The organism is Acinetobacter pittii (assembly GCF_022449185.1).
Classification (GTDB): domain Bacteria; phylum Pseudomonadota; class Gammaproteobacteria; order Pseudomonadales; family Moraxellaceae; genus Acinetobacter; species Acinetobacter pittii_I.
This window is the reverse complement of the sequence record NZ_JAKUKO010000001.1, coordinates 549,607-570,965: the sequence shown is the minus strand read 5'-3', so window position 1 is coordinate 570,965 and position 21,359 is coordinate 549,607. Positions and strand designations below refer to the sequence as shown.

General features: G+C 38.1%; 23 protein-coding genes. 13 read left to right on the top strand and 10 right to left on the bottom strand.

Going from position 1 to position 21,359, the window contains the following annotated elements; all coding sequences use genetic code 11:
* Positions 1 to 63 precede the first annotated feature (63 nt).
* Positions 64 to 1,032 (top strand): alpha/beta hydrolase, encoded by a 969-nt coding sequence (locus MKX14_RS02640; RefSeq protein ID WP_240281681.1) that lies wholly within the window; start codon positions 64 to 66, stop codon positions 1,030 to 1,032.
* On the opposite strand, the gene MKX14_RS02635 is transcribed toward MKX14_RS02640, so the two are convergent.
* Entirely contained in the window at positions 1,029 to 2,219 is a 1,191-nt protein-coding gene (locus MKX14_RS02635) for a helix-turn-helix domain-containing protein (RefSeq protein WP_005068630.1), read from the bottom strand. The genes MKX14_RS02640 and MKX14_RS02635 overlap by 4 nt on opposite strands.
* A gap of 143 nt (positions 2,220 to 2,362) precedes the next feature.
* Between MKX14_RS02635 and exaC the strand changes: the two genes are divergently transcribed.
* The 6 genes from exaC to MKX14_RS18305 all read left to right on the top strand — a co-directional run bounded on the left by exaC (position 2,363) and on the right by MKX14_RS18305 (position 8,907).
* Positions 2,363 to 3,874, top strand: a complete 1,512-nt coding sequence (exaC, locus tag MKX14_RS02630; RefSeq protein ID WP_240281680.1) for an acetaldehyde dehydrogenase ExaC — start codon at positions 2,363 to 2,365, stop codon at positions 3,872 to 3,874.
* Positions 3,875 to 4,094: 220 nt separating this feature from the next.
* Positions 4,095 to 5,531, top strand: a complete 1,437-nt coding sequence (gene eat, locus MKX14_RS02625) for an ethanolamine permease (RefSeq protein WP_240281679.1) — start codon at positions 4,095 to 4,097, stop codon at positions 5,529 to 5,531.
* 14 nt (positions 5,532 to 5,545) lie between these two features.
* Positions 5,546 to 6,931, top strand: coding sequence for an ethanolamine ammonia-lyase subunit EutB (eutB, locus tag MKX14_RS02620; protein WP_240281678.1), 1,386 nt, complete (start codon positions 5,546 to 5,548; stop codon positions 6,929 to 6,931).
* A 10-nt stretch (positions 6,932 to 6,941) separates the two neighbouring features.
* Positions 6,942 to 7,757 (top strand): ethanolamine ammonia-lyase subunit EutC, encoded by an 816-nt coding sequence (eutC, locus tag MKX14_RS02615; protein ID WP_240281677.1) that lies wholly within the window; start codon positions 6,942 to 6,944, stop codon positions 7,755 to 7,757.
* Between the two features lie 166 nt (positions 7,758 to 7,923).
* Positions 7,924 to 8,646, top strand: coding sequence for a glutamine amidotransferase (locus MKX14_RS02610; RefSeq protein WP_240281676.1), 723 nt, complete (start codon positions 7,924 to 7,926; stop codon positions 8,644 to 8,646).
* Positions 8,647 to 8,793: 147 nt separating this feature from the next.
* Complete coding sequence (locus MKX14_RS18305; protein WP_080947660.1) at positions 8,794 to 8,907, top strand: hypothetical protein; 114 nt, start codon at positions 8,794 to 8,796, stop codon at positions 8,905 to 8,907.
* Positions 8,908 to 9,029: 122 nt separating this feature from the next.
* Here the strand turns inward: MKX14_RS18305 and MKX14_RS02605 are convergent, their stop codons facing one another.
* A complete protein-coding gene (locus MKX14_RS02605; RefSeq protein WP_240281675.1) occupies positions 9,030 to 10,757 on the bottom strand; it encodes a glutamine--tRNA ligase/YqeY domain fusion protein in 1,728 nt (575 codons plus the stop codon).
* Between the two features lie 167 nt (positions 10,758 to 10,924).
* Between MKX14_RS02605 and ppiB the strand changes: the two genes are divergently transcribed.
* A complete protein-coding gene (gene ppiB / locus MKX14_RS02600) occupies positions 10,925 to 11,434 on the top strand; it encodes a peptidylprolyl isomerase (RefSeq protein ID WP_016145770.1) in 510 nt (169 codons plus the stop codon).
* A gap of 15 nt (positions 11,435 to 11,449) precedes the next feature.
* Complete coding sequence (gene lpxH / locus MKX14_RS02595; RefSeq protein WP_240281674.1) at positions 11,450 to 12,169, top strand: UDP-2,3-diacylglucosamine diphosphatase; 720 nt, start codon at positions 11,450 to 11,452, stop codon at positions 12,167 to 12,169.
* A gap of 7 nt (positions 12,170 to 12,176) precedes the next feature.
* Here the strand turns inward: lpxH and MKX14_RS02590 are convergent, their stop codons facing one another.
* A complete protein-coding gene (locus tag MKX14_RS02590; RefSeq protein ID WP_240282007.1) occupies positions 12,177 to 12,407 on the bottom strand; it encodes a hypothetical protein in 231 nt (76 codons plus the stop codon).
* 139 nt (positions 12,408 to 12,546) lie between these two features.
* Here MKX14_RS02590 and nfsB point away from each other — a divergent pair, with 139 nt between their 5' ends.
* Complete coding sequence (nfsB, locus tag MKX14_RS02585; protein WP_017480875.1) at positions 12,547 to 13,200, top strand: oxygen-insensitive NAD(P)H nitroreductase; 654 nt, start codon at positions 12,547 to 12,549, stop codon at positions 13,198 to 13,200.
* 39 nt (positions 13,201 to 13,239) lie between these two features.
* On the opposite strand, the gene MKX14_RS02580 is transcribed toward nfsB, so the two are convergent.
* The 5 genes from MKX14_RS02580 to tsaE form a co-directional block, all read right to left on the bottom strand.
* Complete coding sequence (locus tag MKX14_RS02580) at positions 13,240 to 14,097, bottom strand: DMT family transporter (protein WP_240281673.1); 858 nt, start codon at positions 14,095 to 14,097, stop codon at positions 13,240 to 13,242.
* 141 nt (positions 14,098 to 14,238) lie between these two features.
* Positions 14,239 to 14,751 carry an RNA chaperone Hfq gene (gene hfq, locus MKX14_RS02575; RefSeq protein ID WP_002122267.1) on the bottom strand — a complete coding sequence of 171 codons (513 nt, stop codon included), beginning with the start codon at positions 14,749 to 14,751 and terminating at the stop codon, positions 14,239 to 14,241.
* Between the two features lie 93 nt (positions 14,752 to 14,844).
* On the bottom strand, positions 14,845 to 15,789 hold the full coding sequence (gene miaA, locus MKX14_RS02570) for a tRNA (adenosine(37)-N6)-dimethylallyltransferase MiaA (RefSeq protein ID WP_240281672.1): 945 nt from the start codon (positions 15,787 to 15,789) through the stop codon (positions 14,845 to 14,847).
* Between the two features lie 6 nt (positions 15,790 to 15,795).
* Positions 15,796 to 17,745, bottom strand: coding sequence for a DNA mismatch repair endonuclease MutL (gene mutL / locus MKX14_RS02565; RefSeq protein WP_046811997.1), 1,950 nt, complete (start codon positions 17,743 to 17,745; stop codon positions 15,796 to 15,798).
* Entirely contained in the window at positions 17,738 to 18,211 is a 474-nt protein-coding gene (gene tsaE, locus MKX14_RS02560; RefSeq protein ID WP_240281671.1) for a tRNA (adenosine(37)-N6)-threonylcarbamoyltransferase complex ATPase subunit type 1 TsaE, read from the bottom strand. Before tsaE ends, mutL begins: the two co-directional genes overlap by 8 nt.
* A gap of 120 nt (positions 18,212 to 18,331) precedes the next feature.
* Between tsaE and MKX14_RS02555 the strand changes: the two genes are divergently transcribed.
* From MKX14_RS02555 to MKX14_RS02545, 3 genes are all read left to right on the top strand, one after another.
* Positions 18,332 to 19,240, top strand: coding sequence for a pseudouridine synthase (locus MKX14_RS02555; RefSeq protein WP_240281670.1), 909 nt, complete (start codon positions 18,332 to 18,334; stop codon positions 19,238 to 19,240).
* 111 nt (positions 19,241 to 19,351) lie between these two features.
* Positions 19,352 to 19,660 carry a type II toxin-antitoxin system RelB/DinJ family antitoxin gene (locus MKX14_RS02550; RefSeq protein ID WP_046811995.1) on the top strand — a complete coding sequence of 103 codons (309 nt, stop codon included), beginning with the start codon at positions 19,352 to 19,354 and terminating at the stop codon, positions 19,658 to 19,660.
* A 98-nt stretch (positions 19,661 to 19,758) separates the two neighbouring features.
* The gene (locus MKX14_RS02545; protein WP_046811994.1) at positions 19,759 to 20,202 is read left to right on the top strand and encodes a GNAT family N-acetyltransferase; all 444 of its coding nucleotides are present in this window, start codon (positions 19,759 to 19,761) and stop codon (positions 20,200 to 20,202) included.
* On the opposite strand, the gene rsuA is transcribed toward MKX14_RS02545, so the two are convergent.
* Together rsuA and MKX14_RS02535 are read right to left on the bottom strand one after the other, a co-directional pair.
* Positions 20,195 to 20,899 carry a pseudouridine synthase gene (gene rsuA / locus MKX14_RS02540; RefSeq protein ID WP_240281669.1) on the bottom strand — a complete coding sequence of 235 codons (705 nt, stop codon included), beginning with the start codon at positions 20,897 to 20,899 and terminating at the stop codon, positions 20,195 to 20,197. The genes MKX14_RS02545 and rsuA overlap by 8 nt on opposite strands.
* A 101-nt stretch (positions 20,900 to 21,000) precedes the next feature.
* Positions 21,001 to 21,219 carry a hypothetical protein gene (locus tag MKX14_RS02535; RefSeq protein ID WP_240281668.1) on the bottom strand — a complete coding sequence of 73 codons (219 nt, stop codon included), beginning with the start codon at positions 21,217 to 21,219 and terminating at the stop codon, positions 21,001 to 21,003.
* Between the last annotated feature and the right edge of the window lie 140 nt (positions 21,220 to 21,359).

Sequence of the window (21,359 nt, the reverse complement as noted above, 5' to 3'; positions counted from 1 at the left end):
TGACAATTCGCCCATTTCATTGAAGGATACTCTGCATGTCTTAATTACAATAGCTCGATAAAAATGAATACATCTTTAGCTAATCAAACTTATGTTCCAGATATTTTAGGCACGGGTTACGAACAGCTCACACTTAGTTTTCCTGATGATTATGAAGGGAAAGTTGTAGCAACCTTAGTGCGTAAAAAAGCCGCTCAATCTACTCAAAAAGCCGTACTATATATCCATGGTTTTTTAGATTATTTCTTTCAAACCGAAATGGCTGAGCAATTCAATGCTCATGGTTATGACTTCTATGCACTTGATTTAAGAAAATATGGCCGCTCAAAGCTGCCTCATCAAATTTTCTATAACGTGCTTGATTTAAATGAATACAACGCCGAAATTACTCAAGCATTACAGATTATTGGCGAAGAGCAACACACTCATGTTTTACTCGCAGGCCATTCAACTGGTGGTTTGACAGCAACGCTTTATGCTACTCATCATCCAGATCATCCTCTTATTAAAGCGCTATGGGCAAATAGTCCGTTTTACGACTTTAATTTAAGTCTAGTCGAAAAGAAGTTTGGTATTCCAATGCTAAGTCGAGTAGGAAAATATCTACCAAAAGTTAAATTCCCAAGCCAATTAAACAAATGGTACACCACCAGCCTTCATAAGCAGCTCAAAGGTGAATGGGACTTTAATCTTGACTGGAAACCAACCTCTGCCCCTACAGTTCAACTCAGCTTTGTACATGCGATTCATACGGCACAAAAAGAGATTCACCGCGGGGTTAAACTAAACGTTCCCGCACTGATTATGCATTCGCATCAAACTAAAAACCCAAAAAAATGGGGACCAGATGCAACTCAAAGCGATGTAATTTTAGACGTTAAAGACATTGAAAAACATGGTAAAAAAATTAAAGGTGATGTCTCGGTTGTCTCTATTCACAATGGATTGCATGACTTAGTCCTTTCGGCCCAGCCAGTACGAGAACAAGTCTATCAACAATTGTTCCAGTGGCTGGATCAAAAAATTACTTAACTAAGCTTAGGTGAGTCAAGGTATTTCACCAGCAGTTGATGCGCAGGATGTTCACTTGGTAAAAGCTCCATAAGGCGTTCTACCGCATCAATTGCTTCAGGGAAATGAGCTAAATGCTTAAGTAATAAATCTGTTTCTTGTGTTTTAAAAATTGCATCACTCAAGCGTGACTCAAGGCAATCGCGCCATGCGCATAAAAATGGACTTTCAGTTTTTGCCAGAAATACACCTGTGTAAAGCTGCAAAGCCGAGGCTGCATATCCCGCATCGAGCGCTTGTTCAGCTTGTAAAAAATCGGCTTCAACATGCACCAGCAAACGATATGGACGTGAACCAAGTAAACCACCCAAAATATCTCGTAGTTGAGACATTTCAGCTTTAAGCGTACCCATACTGACTTTACGTTCGCCATAGAGCGCCTGATAAAGATGCTCTAAAGTTAAACCATGCGGACATAGTGCCAATATGGTTAAAATTTCAATTTGACGCGGCGTTAATAATAAACTTTTGCCGTTAAATTTAACTTGCGGCGTCGAAAATGCACGGATATGTAATTGCTGGCGCTGCTGCTCTAGCAAAGCAGATTGAATAATGGATGCACAACGTTCAGCAGCCAGAATTCCTAAACTATTATGGTTCTTCCACGTGGTTGATAAATCAACAACACCAAGGGTTTGTTTTGAATATGGATCGATAATCGGCGCGGCATAACACACCCAATCATGAATCGACTCCATGTAATGTTCGTTTGAAAAAACACAGCTTGATTGTTGAGTTTTTAAAGATAAAGCCAAGGCATTGGTGCCCACAAATTCTTCACGCCACTGACCACCTTGTACAAAATGTACACGCTCAGCAGCACTTTGCATTTGAGCACTTGGTGCCGTCCAGATAATCGTACTGCCGATATCACCGACAGCAATCACCATTGAAGATTGCTCTGCAATATGACGTAAGTCGTCGGCACATTGGCTTAAAGCCATATCTAAAGCATTTTGTGAAGCAGTTTTTTTCTCGACTAATGGAGCAGCAAAACGCTCTTTAGGAATCGCGGCAGAAGCCGATCGTTCCCACGAGCTTGCAATACTTTGGCCGAGTTTGGCAGCGTTCTGAGGAGAGAGACTATTTTGCGTGCGCAGTTGATCAATCAACGTCCGTTGCTGCAATAAATCCTTTTTTGTGAACATTTGTAAATTCCTTATATATCCACATTTCTATTCCAACCTTTCTCCAACCTTCTTCTTTATATCCTAATTATACAAAGTACGAAAGTACCTACTGACAGGGTTCTTGTTAGTCTTTAGTCCTAAAAAAGCAAAGGAATATTTATATGCGCTATATCGATCCAAATCAACCAGGCTCAAAAGTTCAATTCAAATCACAATATGAAAATTTTATTGGCGGTGAATGGGTGGCACCTTTAAAGGGTGCATATTTTGATAATGTATCTCCTGTTGATGGAAAAGCTTTCACACGTATTCCCCGCTCTAGTGCCGAAGATATTGAGCTCGCTCTAGATGCAGCACACAAAGCGAAAGCAACATGGAATAAGGCATCACCGACGGTACGCTCAAATATACTTTTAAAAATTGCTGATCGTTTAGAAGCAAATCTTGAAATGCTTGCTGTTGCTGAAACTTGGGATAACGGTAAAGCAGTACGTGAAACTTTAGCAGCTGACCTTCCGCTCGCGATCGACCATTTCCGATATTTCGCTGGATGTATTCGTGCTCAAGAAGGCGGCATCTCTGAAATTGATGAAGATACCATTGCGTATCATTTCCACGAACCACTCGGTGTAGTTGGTCAAATCATTCCATGGAACTTCCCGATTTTAATGGCAGCATGGAAACTGGCACCTGCTTTAGCTGCTGGTAACTGTGTCGTGATTAAGCCAGCTGAGCAAACGCCGGTGGGTATTTTGTTAGTAGCTGAACTCATCCAAGACATTTTACCGCCCGGTGTCCTTAATATTGTCAATGGTTTCGGTTCAGAAGTTGGCCGTCCGTTAGCAACAAACCCACGTATTGCAAAAATCGCTTTCACAGGTTCAACTCAAACTGGACAAATGGTGATGCAATATGCGACTGAAAATATTATTCCAGTTACCTTAGAACTTGGCGGTAAGTCACCGAACCTTTTCTTTGAAGATATCATGGATAAAGAAGATGACTTCTTAGAAAAAACGCTTGAAGGTTTCGCCATGTTTGCCTTAAACCAAGGTGAAGTATGTACCTGTCCTTCTCGTGCTTTAGTACAAGAAAGTATTGCTGATCAATTTTTAGAGTTAGCCGTTGAACGTGTAAAACGTATTAAAACTGGTCATCCACTTGATACTGAAACGATGATTGGTGCTCAAGCATCTCTACAACAACAAGAGAAAATCTTGCGTTGTATTAACACTGGTCGTGAAGAAGGTGCAGAGCTCTTACTTGGCGGTAGCGGCCGTAAAGAAGTAGGCGAAGGTTACTATGTCGATCCGACTATTTTTAAAGGTCACAACGGCATGCAAGTTTTCCAAGAAGAAATTTTTGGACCTGTACTTGCTGTGACAACATTCAAAGACTTTGACGATGCAATTAAAATTGCCAATGACACCATGTATGGTTTAGGTGCAGGTGTATGGTCACGTTCAGCTCACATTTCTTATCGAGCTGGTCGTGCTATTGAAGCTGGCCGTGTTTGGACAAACTGCTACAACATCTACCCTGCACATGCTGCATTTGGTGGTTACAAGAAGTCTGGTATTGGCCGCGAAAACCATAAGATGATGCTAGATCATTATCAACAAACTAAAAACTTGTTGGTGAGTTATTCAACTAAACCAATGGGCTTCTTCTAAGTTTCGCACCAAGTTGATACCAAACTATCAACACTAGAAAGAAGTAAGATGACTAATTATATAAGAAGCCAGTAATTTAGATTGCTGGCTTCTTTATTTACGGTTGTTAAGCTTGAATTTTTATCATTTAGAATAAAAAAGCTCCATCTACTCTCTGAAGAGCTTCATTTAGGCATTGCTTTTGCATTGATTCATACAAATCCACTCGCAGGAGTATTGTATGAATCAACCAGAAACAGCTTCCGTCATTTCTTCAAGCACAGAAGTCTCATCAGCAGAATATTTTGCTCAGCGTCAACTCAAACAAGGTACGGTTGGTTGGTTACTCCTGATTGGTTTAGGCGTAGCTTATGTGATATCGGGTGATTTTGCTGGCTGGAACTTTGGTATTGCTCAAGGTGGTTGGGGCGGAATGTTTATTGCCACTGCACTCGCTGCGCTTATGTACTTATGTCTGTGTCTTTCTATGTCGGAAATGTCTACCATGATGCCGACAGCAGGTGGCGGTTATAGTTTTGCACGTGCTGCCTTTGGTCCTTTTGGGGGCTATTTAACAGGAACAGCCATTTTAATTGAATACGCAATTGCCCCTGCGGCAATTGCTGTATTTATTGGTGGTTATTGCGAATCTCTATTTGGCATTAATGGCTGGATAATTTATCTCGCCTGCTACGCCATTTTTATGGGCATACATCTGAAAGGTGCCGGTGAAGCTTTAAAAATCATGTTCGCAATTACCCTTGTCGCTGCTGTTGCTCTTGTTGTATTTATTGTGGCAATGATTCCACACTTTAATGCACAAAATTTATTTGATATTCCAGTTGGTACAGGTATAGGCGCAAGCAGTTTTCTACCTCATGGCTATTTAGGTATCTGGGCAGCGGTTCCTTTTGCAATTTGGTTTTTCCTTGCAGTTGAAGGTGTACCTTTAGCAGCCGAAGAAGCAAAAGATCCAGCTAAATCTCTTCCACGCGGTTTAATCGGAGCAATGCTCATCTTAACGGCATTTGCTATGCTCATTTTATTCTTGGGTGCAGGCGCAGCAGGTGCAAGTACTTTACAAAATTCTGGCGCTCCCCTCGTCGATGCTCTGGTTAAAGTGTATGGCACCAACACTTGGCTTGCGACTTTTGTTAACTTTGTTGGTTTAGCAGGTTTAATCGCGAGTTTCTTTTCAATTATCTATGCCTATTCGCGTCAAATTTTTGCACTCTCTCGTGCTGGTTACTTACCTACTTCACTCTCTTTAACCAATAAAAATAAAGCCCCTTATCTGGCAATTATTATTCCGGGTATTATTGGGTTCTTGCTTTCACTGACCAAAGAAGGCGATTCATTGATTTTAATCGCGGTTTTTGGTGCCACCATTTCCTATGTGTTGATTCTTTTATCCCACATCAAACTACGCCTATCTAAACCCGACATGCCTCGTCCTTATAAAACTCCTGGAGGAATCGTTACTTCAACTATTGCCTTAGTTCTAGCAGTCGCTGCTGTAGTTGCTGGCTTTGTTGTTAATCCGAAAGTTTGGTTTATTGCTGCCGCTATTTATGTCGTATTTGTTGCTTACTTTTTATTCTATAGCCGTTATCATTTAGTGAAAGGTACACCAGAAGAAGAGTTTGCAAATATTAAAGCCGCAGAACAAGAACTATAAAAAAGGATGCAACTATGAGTTATCGCAATATTGTCGCCAATCAACAGTATCACTTTGCTGACCTAAAAACTTTAATGGGCAAAGCAACGCCATTACGTTCAGGAGATGAATTAGCAGGTGTAGCGGCCAGAGATGCAACCGAACATGTTGCGGCACAAATGACTTTGGCCGATGTGCCACTAAAAACCTTTTTAAATGAGGTTGTGGTCGATTACGAAACCGATGAAATTACACGACTGATTATTGATGAACATGATCTGGCAGCTTTTGCCCCTATTTCACACTTTACAGTAGGCGATTTTCGAAATTGGTTACTGGGAGAAGAAGCAAATGCCCAAAGCTTAAAAGCCTTAGCATCAGGTTTAACTCCAGAAATGGTAGCTGCTGTCAGCAAAATTATGCGCAATCAAGATTTGATTTATGTTGCCAGTAAATGTGAGGTAGTCACTCAATTTCGTAACACGATTGGTTTAAAAGGCCATCTTTCTACCCGTTTACAACCGAACCACCCGACCGATGATGTGCTCGGTATTTCTGCCAGTATTTTAGATGGTTTGATGTATGGCAATGGCGATGCTGTGATTGGCATTAACCCCGCCACAGATAACCTTCATAATTTGTCAGAGCTACTAAAATTGCTTGATCATGTCATTCAGGAATATCAAATTCCAACACAATCTTGTGTACTCACCCATATCAGCTCAGGTATTCAACTGGCTGAAAAAAATGTGCCGATTGATTTAATGTTTCAATCAATCGCCGGCACCCAACTAGCTAATGAAGGTTTTGGAATTTCACTCGATTTACTACAAGAAGGATATGAAGCCACACTTGCACTCAAGCGCGGAACCATTGGACAAAACGTTATGTACTTTGAAACTGGTCAAGGCAGCGCTTTATCAAGCAATGCACATCACGGTGTTGATCAGCAAACATTAGAAACGCGTGCCTATGCCGTGGCCCGTAAATATAACCCGCTTTTAGTGAATACTGTCGTCGGTTTTATTGGCCCCGAATACCTCTTTAACGGCAAACAAATTATACGTGCAGGCTTAGAAGATCATTTCTGCGGTAAGTTGCTTGGTGTGCCGATGGGCTGCGATATTTGTTACACCAACCATGCTGATGCTGACCAAAATGATATGGATGTTCTCCTTACTCTATTTGGCGCCGCGGGCATTAATTTTATTATGGGAATTCCGGGTTCAGATGATGTCATGCTCAACTATCAAACCACCTCGTTCCATGATGCCCTCTATTTAAGACAACTCCTCGGTTTAAAACCCGCTCCTGAGTTTTCCGCTTGGCTTGAACAGCAAGGTATTTTTAAACAGCAAGACTCTCAAATCTGTTGGGCAGACCACATGCCCGACCAATTCTCTCGTCTACTGATGAATTAGGGAGAACGTTATGAAACTTAATCGTGATATTCAATACCCTTCCTCCACCCATCAAGATCAGTGGGAAAAACTTAAACAATTTACTGATGCCCGCATTGCATTAGGACGCGCTGGTTGTAGCATCCCAACACGTGCCTTACTTGAGTTCCAGTTGTCTCACGCACAGGCAAAAGATGCGGTTTATCAAGAGATGGATGTTTCCTACCTCTCGGAGCAATTAGCACAACGGCAGCTGCAAAGTATTCATATACAGAGTAATGTCCCTAATAAAGAAATTTATCTTAAACGTCCAGATTTAGGTCGTCAGCTCTCAGATCAATCAAAAGATGTGTTAATTAAGAGGTATACAGAAGACCTTCAACAATACGATGTTTGTATTGTGGTCGGTGATGGACTCTCTGCAAGAGCGATTGAAGCGAATGCTATCCCATTCATTACGACGCTGAATGAACAAATTCAGCAAGAAAACTGGAGCCTTGCACCAATTGCAATTGCGACAGGCAGTCGGGTTGCATTAGGTGATGAAGTCGCAGAAATCTTTAAAGCATCCATGCTTGTGATGCTAATCGGTGAGCGCCCTGGTTTAAGCTCTCCTGACAGTATGGGAATTTACTACACATGGAATGCATATTCAGGCTGCCTCGATGCCAAACGTAATTGTATTTCTAATGTTCGCTCAGCAGGCTTAAGTATTCCAGTTGCGGTACAACGTTTAATGACATTAATGGAAAAATCAAAACAGCTCGGCTTTTCAGGAGTTAATTTAAAAGATGAACATCAACTTTCAGATATAGGTCTTGAGGCAACTCAAAAGCTATTATTTTAAGCAATGGAATATGTAAAGAGATTTATTGAAAAATAGATAATCCTTTGCATAACAATATTATCTTAACGAAAAATATCAATTTTCAGGTATTGACGATTTATACAGATATTTTCTTCTTTATATTTATCGCTATACTCCACCTATTGATCTTCTATGAATCATTTGTATGAGCACAACAAACGCCTTCCCTAAAACTATTTATGCCATTCAGCATCTTGCTTTCGAAGACTTAGGTTCATTAGAAGATGTCTTTTATCAACTCGGATTTCGCGTCCGTTATTTTGAAGCAGGTGTAGATGATTTAACTGCTGCTTTTGCACACGATGGATTAACTATTATTTTAGGTGGCCCAATCGGGGTTTATAAAACTGAAGATTATCCGTTTTTAAAAGACGAAATTGCTTTACTTAAACAACGTCTAGCAGCAGATAAACCTACACTTGGTATTTGTTTGGGTGCACAGCTGATTGCTCATGCGCTTGGTGCAAAAGTATATGCAGGGCATCAAAAAGAAATTGGCTGGGGTCCACTAAGCTTAAGTTTACGTCCTAATCAGGTATTATCTGCTTTGCTTAATAATGTCCATGTTCTGCATTGGCATGGTGACACTTTCGACCTCCCTGAAAACGCGGTGTTATTAGCTAGTTCAGAGATTTATACCAATCAAGCATTTGAAGTTGGAGATAATATTCTCGCGTTGCAGTTTCATATTGAAACAACAGAAGAAAATTTTGAGAAATGGTTAATTGGTCATACATGTGAACTCCGTAATGCCAATATTTCTATTCCAAAACTTCGAGAAGAAAATTTAGAATATGCTCAAGCACTTGAACATGCTGCATTTGAGGTTATTCAAAAATTTCTAAAACGTATTGGATATAGTGGTTAATCGCTTTTTTATGACTACAAATAATTTTAAATGCTTTTTTATTAACCAAAAGGTAGCCTAACAACCTATCTTTTGGGACATTTTATATTAAATTAAACCTACTGCTTCAGTATACTTTTCTTCACAAATATAAATAGTTAAATCATTATGGAAATCCTGAAATTTATTAAAAGCTTTAATACGGTAAATACCTATTTATCGCTCGCGTCTATTCTTCTTATCATTATTGTTCTTTATTTTTATGTGATTAATCCAACCTAAGCGAATTTGCCAAGGATATTAATCATAAAGAAAAAGAAAATATGAGAAGAAATCTAAATAAAAAAGCCCAACTGAGTTGGGCTTTTTTAAATCTGTTGTTTACTCACAACATGTTGTTCGTCTTATTTTTTCTCAGGCTTGAAACTATCTTTCAAATCAAGAATACGGTTGAAAACCGGTTTCTCTGGTGAATGATCATATTGATCAGCGACAAAATAGCCTTCACGCTCAAATTGGAAACGATCTTCAGGATTTGCTTGTGCCAAAGCTGGCTCAATGACAGCTTGTACCACTTTTAATGATTCAGGATTAAGATTTGCCAAGAAGTCATCATCTGCATCAGGTGCGGCTTCAGTAAACAAACGATCGTAAATACGCACTTCAGCAGGAATCCCTTTAGTGGCAGATACCCAGTGAATCACACCTTTAACTTTACGGCCTTCAGGATTCTTTCCTAGAGTTTCAGGGTCAATTGAACATTTCAGTTCAATCACTTCACCATTTGCATCTTTAATGACTTCATCACATTTAATCACGTAAGCATGGCGTAAACGCACTTCACCGTCAGGAATTAAACGTTTAAAGCCTTTTGGCGGTACTTCTTCAAAATCTTTACGTTCAATATAGATTTCCTTAGTTAAAGGAATCACACGATCGCCCATATCCACATTAGGATGGCGAGCATGCGTAAGATCCATATCTTCTGGTAAATTAGTTAAAGTCACTTTAAGTGGGCTTAAAACAGCCATACCACGCGCAGCAGTATTTTCTAAAGATTGACGAATACAGAACTCGAGCATTGCAACATCAACAATACCGTCAGTTTTTGACACGCCTACACGCTTACAGAAATCACGTAAGCCTTCAGGAGTAAAACCACGACGGCGCATCCCTACCACAGTCGGCATACGTGGGTCATCCCAACCATTTACATAGCCACCTTCCACCAATTTACGTAATTTACGTTTTGATGTAATGGTGTAGTCCACGTTTAAACGTGAAGATTCATATTGATGTGGAACAGCTTTAGATTTTACTTTTTCTACAATCCAGTCATAAAACGGACGGTGGTCTTGGAATTCTAATGTACAAAGCGAATGGGTAATCCCTTCAATGGCATCAGACAATGGATGAGCGTAGTCATACATTGGATAGATTTTCCATTTATCGCCAGTTTGGTGATGCTCTGAATGCAATACGCGATATAAAATCGGATCACGCATATGGACATTTGTACTTGCCATATCAATCTTGGCACGTAAAACCGCTTCACCCTCTTTAAACTCACCGCTACGCATTTTTTCAAAGCGAGCAAGATTCTCTTCAATAGATGCATCACGGTATGGAGAGTTTTTACCTGGCTCAACAAAGCTACCGCGGTTTAACTTAATTTCTTCTGGAGATTGTAAATCTACATAGGCATCGCCTTGTTCAATAAGTTGAACTGCCCATGCATATAATTGATCAAAATAACCCGATGCATAGCGTGGTTCACCATTCCAGTTAAAACCAAGCCATTTCACATCGTTAGCAATACCGTCAACATATTCTTGTTCTTCAGCATCAGGGTTTGTATCGTCAAAACGCAAATTACACAAACCATCAAACTCTTCTGCCACACCAAAGTTCAAGCAAATCGCTTTTACATGGCCAATATGTAAATAACCATTTGGTTCTGGTGGAAAACGCGTTACGATCTGCTTTGCACGTCCCGTAGCCAAATCATCAGTAATGACTTGGCGAACAAAATCTAAGCCAGCCTGTTGTTCTTGCTGCGCAGAATCGACAGAGGCATGAGTATTCGGTGTCGGGTTATTTGGCAGGTTCGAGACAACATCATTAGGCTTCATAGTGTATCAATCACTTCTTTGTAGATAAATTTCGAAAAATTTAAACGCTATCTTCATTTTTCACAAAGATTTTAACGTTTTTTACTTGCCTTGTAGTTTACAGTTTGCTTATGCTTCTCTCAACCAAAAACCCATGGTCATAAGCCCATGTTTAGGAGATTAATGTAATGAGTTTTCCTCAAGTCGAATTAAACACCAATAAAGGTCGTATTGTTCTTGAACTAAATACTGAAAAAGCACCAAAAACAGTAGCAAACTTTTTAGAATATGTACGTGACGGTTTTTATGACGGCGTTATTTTCCACCGTGTCATTGATGGCTTCATGATCCAAGGTGGCGGGATGGATGAAAACTTCAAAGAAAAAGCAACTCGTGATTCTATTGAAAACGAAGCTGATAACGGTTTAAGCAATGACGTTGGTACGATTGCTATGGCACGTACTCAAGCACCTCACTCTGCTTCTGCACAGTTCTTCATTAACGTAAAAAACAACTCTTTCTTAAACCATACCTCTAAAACTGCTCAAGGTTGGGGTTATGCTGTATTTGGTAAAGTTGTTGAAGGTATGGATGTTGTTGATGCGATCAAAGGTGTTCGCACTGGCAACCGTGGTTACCACGCTGACGTTCCTTTAGAAAACGTTGTAATCGAATCTGCTAAAATTATTTCTGAATAATTTTAGGAATAAGCTGTGACTTATCTGTTTATTTCAGATCTACACTTGTCACCTGAACACCCTCGACTCGTTCGAGGGTTTTTAGATTTATTGGTGCATTATCAAAATAAACAAACACAGCTTTATATTTTAGGTGACTGGTTTAACGCTTGGATTGGCGATGATTACTCAGCACCATGGCTCGATGAAATTGTTGAGGCATTACAAGACTTTAACAAAAAAGGAAATCGGGTTTACTTTCAAGTAGGCAACCGTGATTTTGCTTTAAATCAAGTATTCCTCAATAAATTTAATGGTGTATTACTACCCGATATTTATTATCTCACTATTGCTGGACATCAGTACCGCTTAGAACACGGTGATGCACTATGTACAGATGACGTTTCCTATCAAAGATTTAGAAAAATTATTCGAAATCCACTTTTAGTGGCTTTTTTACGCCGTACACCCCTGAGTTTTCGCACCAAACTGGTTAATGGCTTTCGAAAAAGAAGCTCTGCAGATAAACAGCAAAAAAGCTATGAAATTATGGATGTAAATGAGCAAGCTGTACTTTCTGCTTTAGAAGATGCAGATATACTGATTCATGGGCATACCCATCGCCCTTCAATTCATCAGGTAGAAGCTAAACAACGAATTGTTCTTGGCGATTGGCGTGAAGATCAAGCTTATATTTTGGAAATTGATCCATCTTCAAATACACAACAGCTTGAATTGGTTATCTGGAATTATTAACTAAAAATTAGTCAGTTTTTATTTGAGCTTTCAATTCTTTAATTTTGTTATTTAAATCAAAATCCCAAATCATACATAGACAGGTAATGAATACAAATTTCCAGTTTATATATTCATACTTTTGATACTCGATGTATAAAATCAAAAGACTCAAAACAAATGCAAAAATGATAAAAGCTTTCACAATTCTAATTTCCCGCAACTTACTCTTCGCATCTGTTGGTATTAAATCAATCATTTTCAATAGATTACTCAAACTTTATATAAACATTATATTTCTTTATCAAACTACATATGAAATGTTTTTGAATAAAATAGCGTATGATGGCAAAGATTAAATTCTCTCAATTGCCATAAGATTGATATGGAGCATACCTATGGACTTATTGAATTCTGTTAAAAGCCGCTATACAACAAAAGCATATGATTCTGAAAAGAAAATTCCTCAAGAAAAAATTAATAAATTATTAGAAATTTTACGTTTTACGCCTTCTTCAGTAAATATTCAGCCTTGGCACTTTGTAGTTGCAGACAATCTTGCAGCTAAAGAACGAATCGCAAAAGCATTAACAGGAAAGTATGCTTACAATGCTCCTAAAGTACTTGAGTCATCACATACACTTGTATTCTGTACAAAAACGGATATTACATCTGAGTACTTAAATCAACTACTTGAGCAAGATGATTTAAGTGGCCGTTTTAAAGATGAAAAAGCAAAATTAGGTCAAAAAGATACTCGCCATGGCTACGTCGAGTTCTACCGAAATGAACAGAAAAATTTATTCGGGTGGATGGAAAATCAAACATTCATTGCTTTAGGACAGCTACTCTTTGCTGCTGGCTTAGAAGGCATCGATGCAACTCCAATGGGTGGATTTGATGAAGAAGTTCTAAATACTGAGCTCGGGTTAACTGAAAAAGGCTTACGAAGCTCTGTGATTGTTTCTCTAGGCTACCGCAGTGAAAATGACTTTAATGCTAAGCTTCCTAAATCACGTCTGCCAGATGAAGTGATTTTCACTTATTTATAAAAATCTCTATAGTTCAAGAGGTTCTATTCTCTTGAACTATCAAGCCATTGCGCTAGCTAAACAAACTACCCCACTTATTCCTAAAAGAATCCCCAAAATAGTAGGCCATTTTAATTTTTCTTTATATAAAATCACTCCGCTTAAAATTCCCAGTAACACAACAAGAATATTCATGCTTGCAAAAACAATAGCAGGAGAATTTTTTAAAAGAATATGAGCTTTTACATATAAAGCAATATTTGAAAAATTGAGTATTCCTAATATTAACCCAGCTATCATACTTTTAAACTGCCACTTTTGAGTCTTCTGTAGCAATAAATATGAAATCGATAATATAAATGCAGTAATAAAAATAAGATTTAAAGTGAGTGTAAACTGCAGACCTAAACTACTTGTATATTTCAAGAGAATATCTACTGCTGCATAACCACACCATACACTTAAAAGAGCAAAGATCGCTTTTCGAGATTGGTGATTTACTGAAGAATTGATTTGCCCAAATAATACAAGTAAGACTGCAAAAATTCCTAGACCTATACCCCACAGTTTTAATGCATTAAATTGTTCATGAAAAAAGAAATATGCTGCAAGTAAAGAAAGAACAACTGAAAGACGCTGTGCAAGTTCCGTCTTAACAATTCCTGCATATTCTAGTGATTTAGCAAGACATAAAAAAATACTAGGTAAAATTATTCCTAAAGCAACAATTAGCCACCAAGGCGTATGTTGTATTGAAACATGTTGAATATCGGGCTGAAACCACCAAAAGCAAAGAAGGCTTGCGCTTGCATAGTTCCATGCAATCATTTGTAGTGGTTGATAACCTTTTTTCTTTAAATTTTTTAATAGGATAGACACCAAGACACTGCTTAAAGCAGCAGCTAATATTAATATCATTTATTAAAGCCCTATTTATTTAAATATACTAACTATCATGTTCAAATCATTACCTATGACCAGTTAAATATTTGGAATAAACTTTTAAATACACATAAAAAAACCAGTCATTATCTGACTGGTTTCTTTTTTAGATTTCAATTAACGATTATTTTCGTCGTCTTGACCATCTTCAAATTTAGAATCGTTGTCAAAACCACCTTGATGACCACCGAAACCACCTTGACCACCGAAACCGCCTTGACCACCGAAGCCACCTTGACCACCGAAGCCACCTTGACCACCGAAGCCGCCTTGACCACCGAAGCCACCTTGAGCGCCACCGAAGCCGCCTTGAGCGCCACCAAAGCCACCGCCTTGACCGCCGCCAAAGCCGCTACCTTGACCACCAAAACCGCCTTGAGTGCCGCCTTGTGCTGGGAAGCCTGTACCTTGTGCGCCTGCTGGACGAGGGTTACGTGCTGGAACAACAGTTGAAATCGCGTGTTTGTAAACCATTTGACTTACAGTATTTTTTAATAAAACAACATATTGGTCAAAAGATTCAATATGACCCTGTAATTTAATACCGTTCACAAGGAAAATAGAAACAGGGATACGTTCTTTACGGAGAGAATTTAAGAACGGATCTTGTAAAGTTTGACCTTTAGACATTTTTAACTCCAAAAAAAATTTTTAAATCAGCGCAAAAAAACTATCTTTATTTTTCAACTAAAAATTATAAAAAGACAGTGTGCAAATTTTGCTTTATCCATAAGAGTTTCGCAAGTCTTCTTTCGCCTGCTTTATCGTCAAGTAAGTTTTAAAATCGTGTATTTCTTGCAAAGAACGTAACCACGTATATTGACGTTTGGCAAGTTGTCGTGTTGCAAATAAAGCTTTATCCTCCATTTCACGTTTACTTTTGAGACCTAGGTCACTTTTTAGTAGAAATTCTAGTGCTTGTCGATAACCCACCGAACGCATTGAGGGTAAATTTTCATCTAAATCGTATTTTTCAATTAGAGCTTCAACTTCACTCAAAAAACCGATATCCCACATTTTGCTTAATCTTTGCTCAATGCGTTGATGTAATTCTACCCGATCTGGAAGTAAAGCGTAGTTATGAAATATGTATCGATATGGTACGTTTTTTGGTTGTTCTGCCTGCAATTTAGTAATTGGTTCACCGGTAATTTTATAAACTTCCAGTGCCCGAATAATTCTTTGCTTATCAGTTACATTAAACTTTATAGCGGCAGCAGGGTCTACAGAAACCAACTCATCATAAACTGCTTGCCATCCTTCATTTAGAGCTTTTTCTTCAATTGCAGCTCTAACTTGAGCATCAGCACTTGGTAGATTACCAGATAATCCTTCTAACAATGCCTTGAAATATAACATTGTCCCTCCTACTAAAATAGGAGTTTTGCCACGTGAATGCATTTCATCAATCAATTTACATGCATCTTCAACAAACTGAGCAGCTGAATAGACTTCCAGAGGAGTAATAATATCAATCAAATAATGAGGATAGAGTTCTTGCTCTTCACGAGTTGGTTTAGCCGTGCCAATATCCATATCTTTATAGACAAGAGCGGAATCAACAGAAATTAGCTCAAAATTTCCACGCTCGTATAATTCACATGCCAAAGCGGTTTTTCCGCTCGCAGTTGGTCCCATTAAATTGATGACGGGCAATTGATTTGACATGTAAAACTACTCTCCTCGAGCAAATAATTTATCTAATTGAGATAATGGGAATGCACGCCAAGTTGGCCGCCCATGGTTACATTGGCTCGCAAATTCGGTTTGTTCCATTTGACGAAGTAAAGCATTCATTTCTGAAAGACTGAGTTGTCGGTGTGCACGTACTGCTCCATGACATGCCATTCCAGCTAACAACTCATCTCTTTTTTGAAGTAATCCTTGTGCTTCATCATTTGGATCTAAATCATTCAAAAGCTCTGGAATAAGATTTTCAAAATCAGCTTTTTGTAATATGGCAGGCACACCCCGAACAATAACTTGCTCATCACCATATAAATCAATTTCCAGACCTAAGCGCTCAAGCTGAGGTTTTAACTCCTCTACCCTAACAGCTTGCATACGGCTAATGGAAATCACTTTAGGTATAAGTAACTGCTGAGATGTCCAAAATTCAGGTTTATCCCAAGCATTTTTCATTTGCTGTAATAAAATACGTTCATGGGCCGCATGCATATCAACAATAATAAGCCCTTCTGTATTCTGAGCTAGAATATAAATTCCATGCAGTTGAGCAATTGCGATACCTAATGGAAATTCATCTACTTTAGCAACTGGCTCAACATCCTCATTTACCGAAAAACTAGCAGGTTGGTCGCGAAGTGGAGCTAAATAAGTTTTTAAAGCATTATTTAATTGAGCAGAACCATTATATTTTGGTGTTTGATCTGCATAGTGAACAGCTTGCGGACGACTAGCGTTAAAATCGGTTAATAATTCTGTCGGTGCATGCTGAGTTCGTGCGTCACTGTCTGAATTTAAAGTTTCATTTGCGCGGTGCAATGAAAATTGTTCTTGATATTTGGGCTGTGGCTGCACTGAATAATCTGAGCTTTCATCTGCTTTCATCGCTTGAGCTAGATCAGCACTCGCTGTCTGAAATTGTGCGAGAGTTTCTTTTGCATAATGTCTTACAAACTCATGCACTTCTCTTTGATTTAAAAATCGAATCTCATGTTTAGTAGGATGGACATTGACATCAATATTTTCAGGGTCGACTTCTAAAAAAAGTAAATAAGATGAATGTTGATGACCATGTAAAATACCATCATAGGCCATGCGTAGCGCATGCGAAATCGTTTTATCTTTGACAATACGACCATTTACATAGACATATTGCATATCAGCCTGTGCACGTGCATCTGAAGGATGACCAAGCCAACCTGATAAACGCATGCTAATACTTTCAGCATCAATCCAATATGCATTTTGTACAAATTGCGAGCCTAATAATTGCTGAACTCGCTGAAAACGTAGCTCTCCGCTATCCGCTATAGGTAAATTAATTCTTATATTATCATTATGCTCAAGCACAAAACGTATATCGAAATGCGTTAGAGCCAAACGGCGAACAATCTCTTCGATATGCCCAAATTCAGTGGTTGGTTTTTTTAAGAATTTACGGCGTGCAGGAACATTAAAAAATAAGTCCTGAACACGTATATGGGTTCCCTTTTGAGCAGCAACAGCTTGTACTTCTTGATGATCAAATGCTGTACCGTTTACTTCAACTTGATGACCAATACCACTTTCATCTTGGCTACTGGTCAAAGTCAATCTTGAAACCGCAGCAATCGAAGCTAAAGCTTCCCCACGGAAGCCCAAACTCACAATCGCATGTAAATCTTCAGCAGTTTTAATCTTACTTGTGGCATGACGCATGACAGCAAGGGCTAAATCATCCGGATGAATACCATGCCCATTATCAATGATTTCGATTAAAGTCGAACCACCTTGAGCAATCCGTACAATCAGCTCAGTTGCACCTGCATCAATTGAGTTTTCTAATAATTCTTTGACCACAGAAGAAGGTCGCTCAATTACCTCACCTGCTGCAATCTGGTTCGCTAACGCTGCGTCTAATGTATGAATACGACGTTGTGTTAGCTTTTCATCAGTCATGAAGCTGTTCCTGCAAAGTCTGGTACAAATTTTCTGTTGGTAAAGTTAACGTTACGAACCGGCTCAACTCATCATCTGACTTTTGAATGTCAATGATGAAATTCGCTTGTGGAATTTCATCACCACCTTTAGAGGGCCATTCAAACAAAAATAACGCATCAGTGATATCTAAATAGTCACGGATTCCCATTAATTCAAGTTCGTACGGATCATTCAGACGATATAAGTCAAAATGAAAAATTTCTTTATCATTAATTTTATACGGCTCAACAAGCGTATAAGTTGGGCTTTTAACAGAACCTTTATGACCCAAAGCCTGTAAGAAATAGCGCGTAAGTGTGGTTTTACCCGCACCTAGGTCCCCAATTAAATAAATTACACCCGACTGAACATGCTGCGCCAAAGCTAGAGCTAGACGCTCAGTATCTTCTTCATGATTTAAGACCAATTTCAATGAATACGACATAGCACACATAACATGATTCAAAATAATCGATATGATAACATTGCCCTGCCTTAAAAGCCTACTTAAGCCCTAGAAGTTGGCTTTTTTTATATCAATTTTCTTAAATATTCACACTTTCTTATGTCTAGTCCAAACGAATTTCTGCCGCCCATGATTGATGGAGTAAGTGCGAGTCAAGTCTATCTTCCTATGCGAACAGATGCTCAAACTATTTATGAGTATCTCTGTGGTCACTTTCCACACATTAAAACTGAAGAATGGGAACAAAGATTTCAAGACGATCTTATATATGCAGCAAATGGGGATAAATTAACTGTAACCAGTCCATATGTCGGCAACACCCATATTTTTTATTATCGCTTTCTTGCTTATGAAGTCCACGTTCCATTTGAACATCGGATTTTATTTGAGAATGATGATTTATTAGTGGTCGATAAACCCCATTTTTTAACTATTAGCCCGACTGGACAATATGTTCAAGAAACGCTTTTAGTGCGGCTAAAAAAACAAACAGGAAATGAATTTTTAACCCCTATTCATCGCTTAGACCGCGAAACCGCAGGTGTTGTTCTATTTTGCAAACGGGTTGAGTCGCGTGGTATTTACCAACAATTATTTGCAGAGCGCCAAGTCAATAAAATTTATCACGCTATTGCACCTTATAAAAAAGATTTAAATTTTCCTCAAACATTATATTTGCATTTAGATAAAGGCCATCCTTTTTACACCATGCAGGTTATAGAAAATGCAAAAACAAATACCGAGACCTATATTGAACTTATCGAGCATAATCAGTTTTGGGCAAAATATCGTTTAACCCCTACAACGGGCAAACAGCACCAACTTCGGGTGCACCTTAATTACTTAGAAATTCCGATTAAAAATGATCCATTTTATCCCATAGTTCAGCACAAAGCTGAAGATGACTTCTCGGAACCATTACAGCTTCTGGCTAAGCATATTTCATTTACAGATCCTCTCACCAAAGAGAGAATGTCTTTCAATTCTGAGTTTGAATTGACATTGTAATGTAACCGTAATGACAAAAAGATTATTTTTTATGCCAAAAAACATTGAAATTACATTGCGATGGTTTAAAATAAATTCCTAAAAATTAAAAATCATTTGGTTTTGTTATTCATGCGAAAAACAGAAGTTTATCAGGTTCGACTTGACTCCCAAGAAAAAAAGCAGGCTTTTGCTGTTTTTAAACAACTTGGAATTACCCCTGCCCAAGCGGTACGACTTTTTTTTAAACAAGTTGTACTCACTAAATCTATTCCTTTTGCGATCGAAAATCAGAATATTAATATGGAACAATTATTAAAACTGAGAAAAGCAAAAGCGTCTTCATTAAACCAAAATTCATCAACCTTAACTGAAGATGATGATCATGAAGATTTATTTGAAGAGCTTAATGCACTTCTTGGTGAGAGTGACAAAACTTAACACTGTTGCATTTATAAACAAGTTTTAACGTTAGTAAGCTCTTTTTTTCGTTATGCTCTCTTTGTAAAAACATAATGATAAGTTATAAGGAGTGTCAAATGATCGTTAGACGAGCGACTTTTGAAGATTTAGAGCAACTCGCCGTTTTATTTGATGAATACCGCCAATTTTATGGGGCCTCTTCTAATTTTAATGAATCCCTTCACTTCCTTAAACAACGTTTTAACAATAGAGAAAGTGTGTTCTTCATTCATATTAAAGACGATAAAATTACGGGTTTTATTTTACTCTATTTAGGTTTTTCTTCAGTTGCTTGTTCAACTTACTATATCTTAGATGATGTCTATGTTACGCCCGTTTTTCGTCGTCAAGGTTCTGCTAAACAGCTAATCGATACAGCAATCTTATTTGCAAAACAAGAGAATGCTTTACGGATTAGTTTGGAAACTCAAAGCAGCAACCACGAATCTCATCGCTTATATGAACAAATGGGATTTATTCGAGATAGTGAGTTCCAAACCTTCCATTGTTTTCTCAAATGATATTTTGAGCGAGCTGTTTTTGTTGTTCAGATAAATAAACCCATTCTCCATCTTCAAGTTCAGGTAAAACCAATTGCCCTACTTGATAGCGATGTAATGTTTCTACCTTATTTCCCACAGCTGCAATCATTCTTTTTACTTGATGATAAACACCTTGATGAATCGTCATGGTTAATTGATGCGTTTCTAATATCGCTACATCCGTTGCAGCGAAAATACCTTTTTCTTGATGTAGGCTCACACCTTTGCTCAGCATTTCAATTTGCTCAGGTGTAACTGGATCTATAGTCGTAACATGATAAACCTTTGGAACATGCTTACGGGGATGAGTTAAAGCTTGAAGATATTTACCATCATCAGTAAGTAAAAGTAAGCCTGTTGTATCTTGATCTAGACGGCCAATGGCTTGCACACCACGTTGAATCATGATTTCGGGTAAAAGGCTAAATACGCTTTGATGATGGTGAGGCTGGTGTGAACATTCAAAACCTTTTGGTTTTTTTAAAGCAAGATAAACTTTTTCTCGATATTGATAAGTTTCCCCAAAAAGAGAAAATTCTAAATTTTCTGGAGAGAATTGCTTCTTAAGGTCACTTACAACCTCTCCATCAATACTTACAGATCCATTTTTTATTAACTGCTGACAATATTTACGTGAACCAAACCCTTGTGATTGTAAAATTTTTTCCAGCAGCATGAAGTTTTCTCATTAGAACTAAGCTGTTATTTTAACGTAGTTTCCATTTTTTACTAAACACTACTCGCTACTGTTTTCATCTACTTAAATCAACTCGCCCCTTACTCTTCAATGACTCGATAAATATTTTCGTTCTGTTCGCTTTCAAATAATAATTCTGTAGTAGGCAAAATAATTTCATTATTAACAATAATATGCTCAATTCGTTGGCTTAGTTTTAAAGATTCATTTTCATGTTCCACTAAATTTTTCTTTAGTTGTGCTTTTGCATCATAAATACGGTCAAACTGATCTTTGATCTTGATATCTATAATGTCCATAAAAATATCCTGTACTCATGAGTAATGACTATTTTTATATCATAATTTTTTAAACGCTATAATTTTTAACTTGTTAATTTATATAACATTGTGTCCAAGCGTAACCAAAAATTAAAACTCCTTCTCATTGAGAGATATAC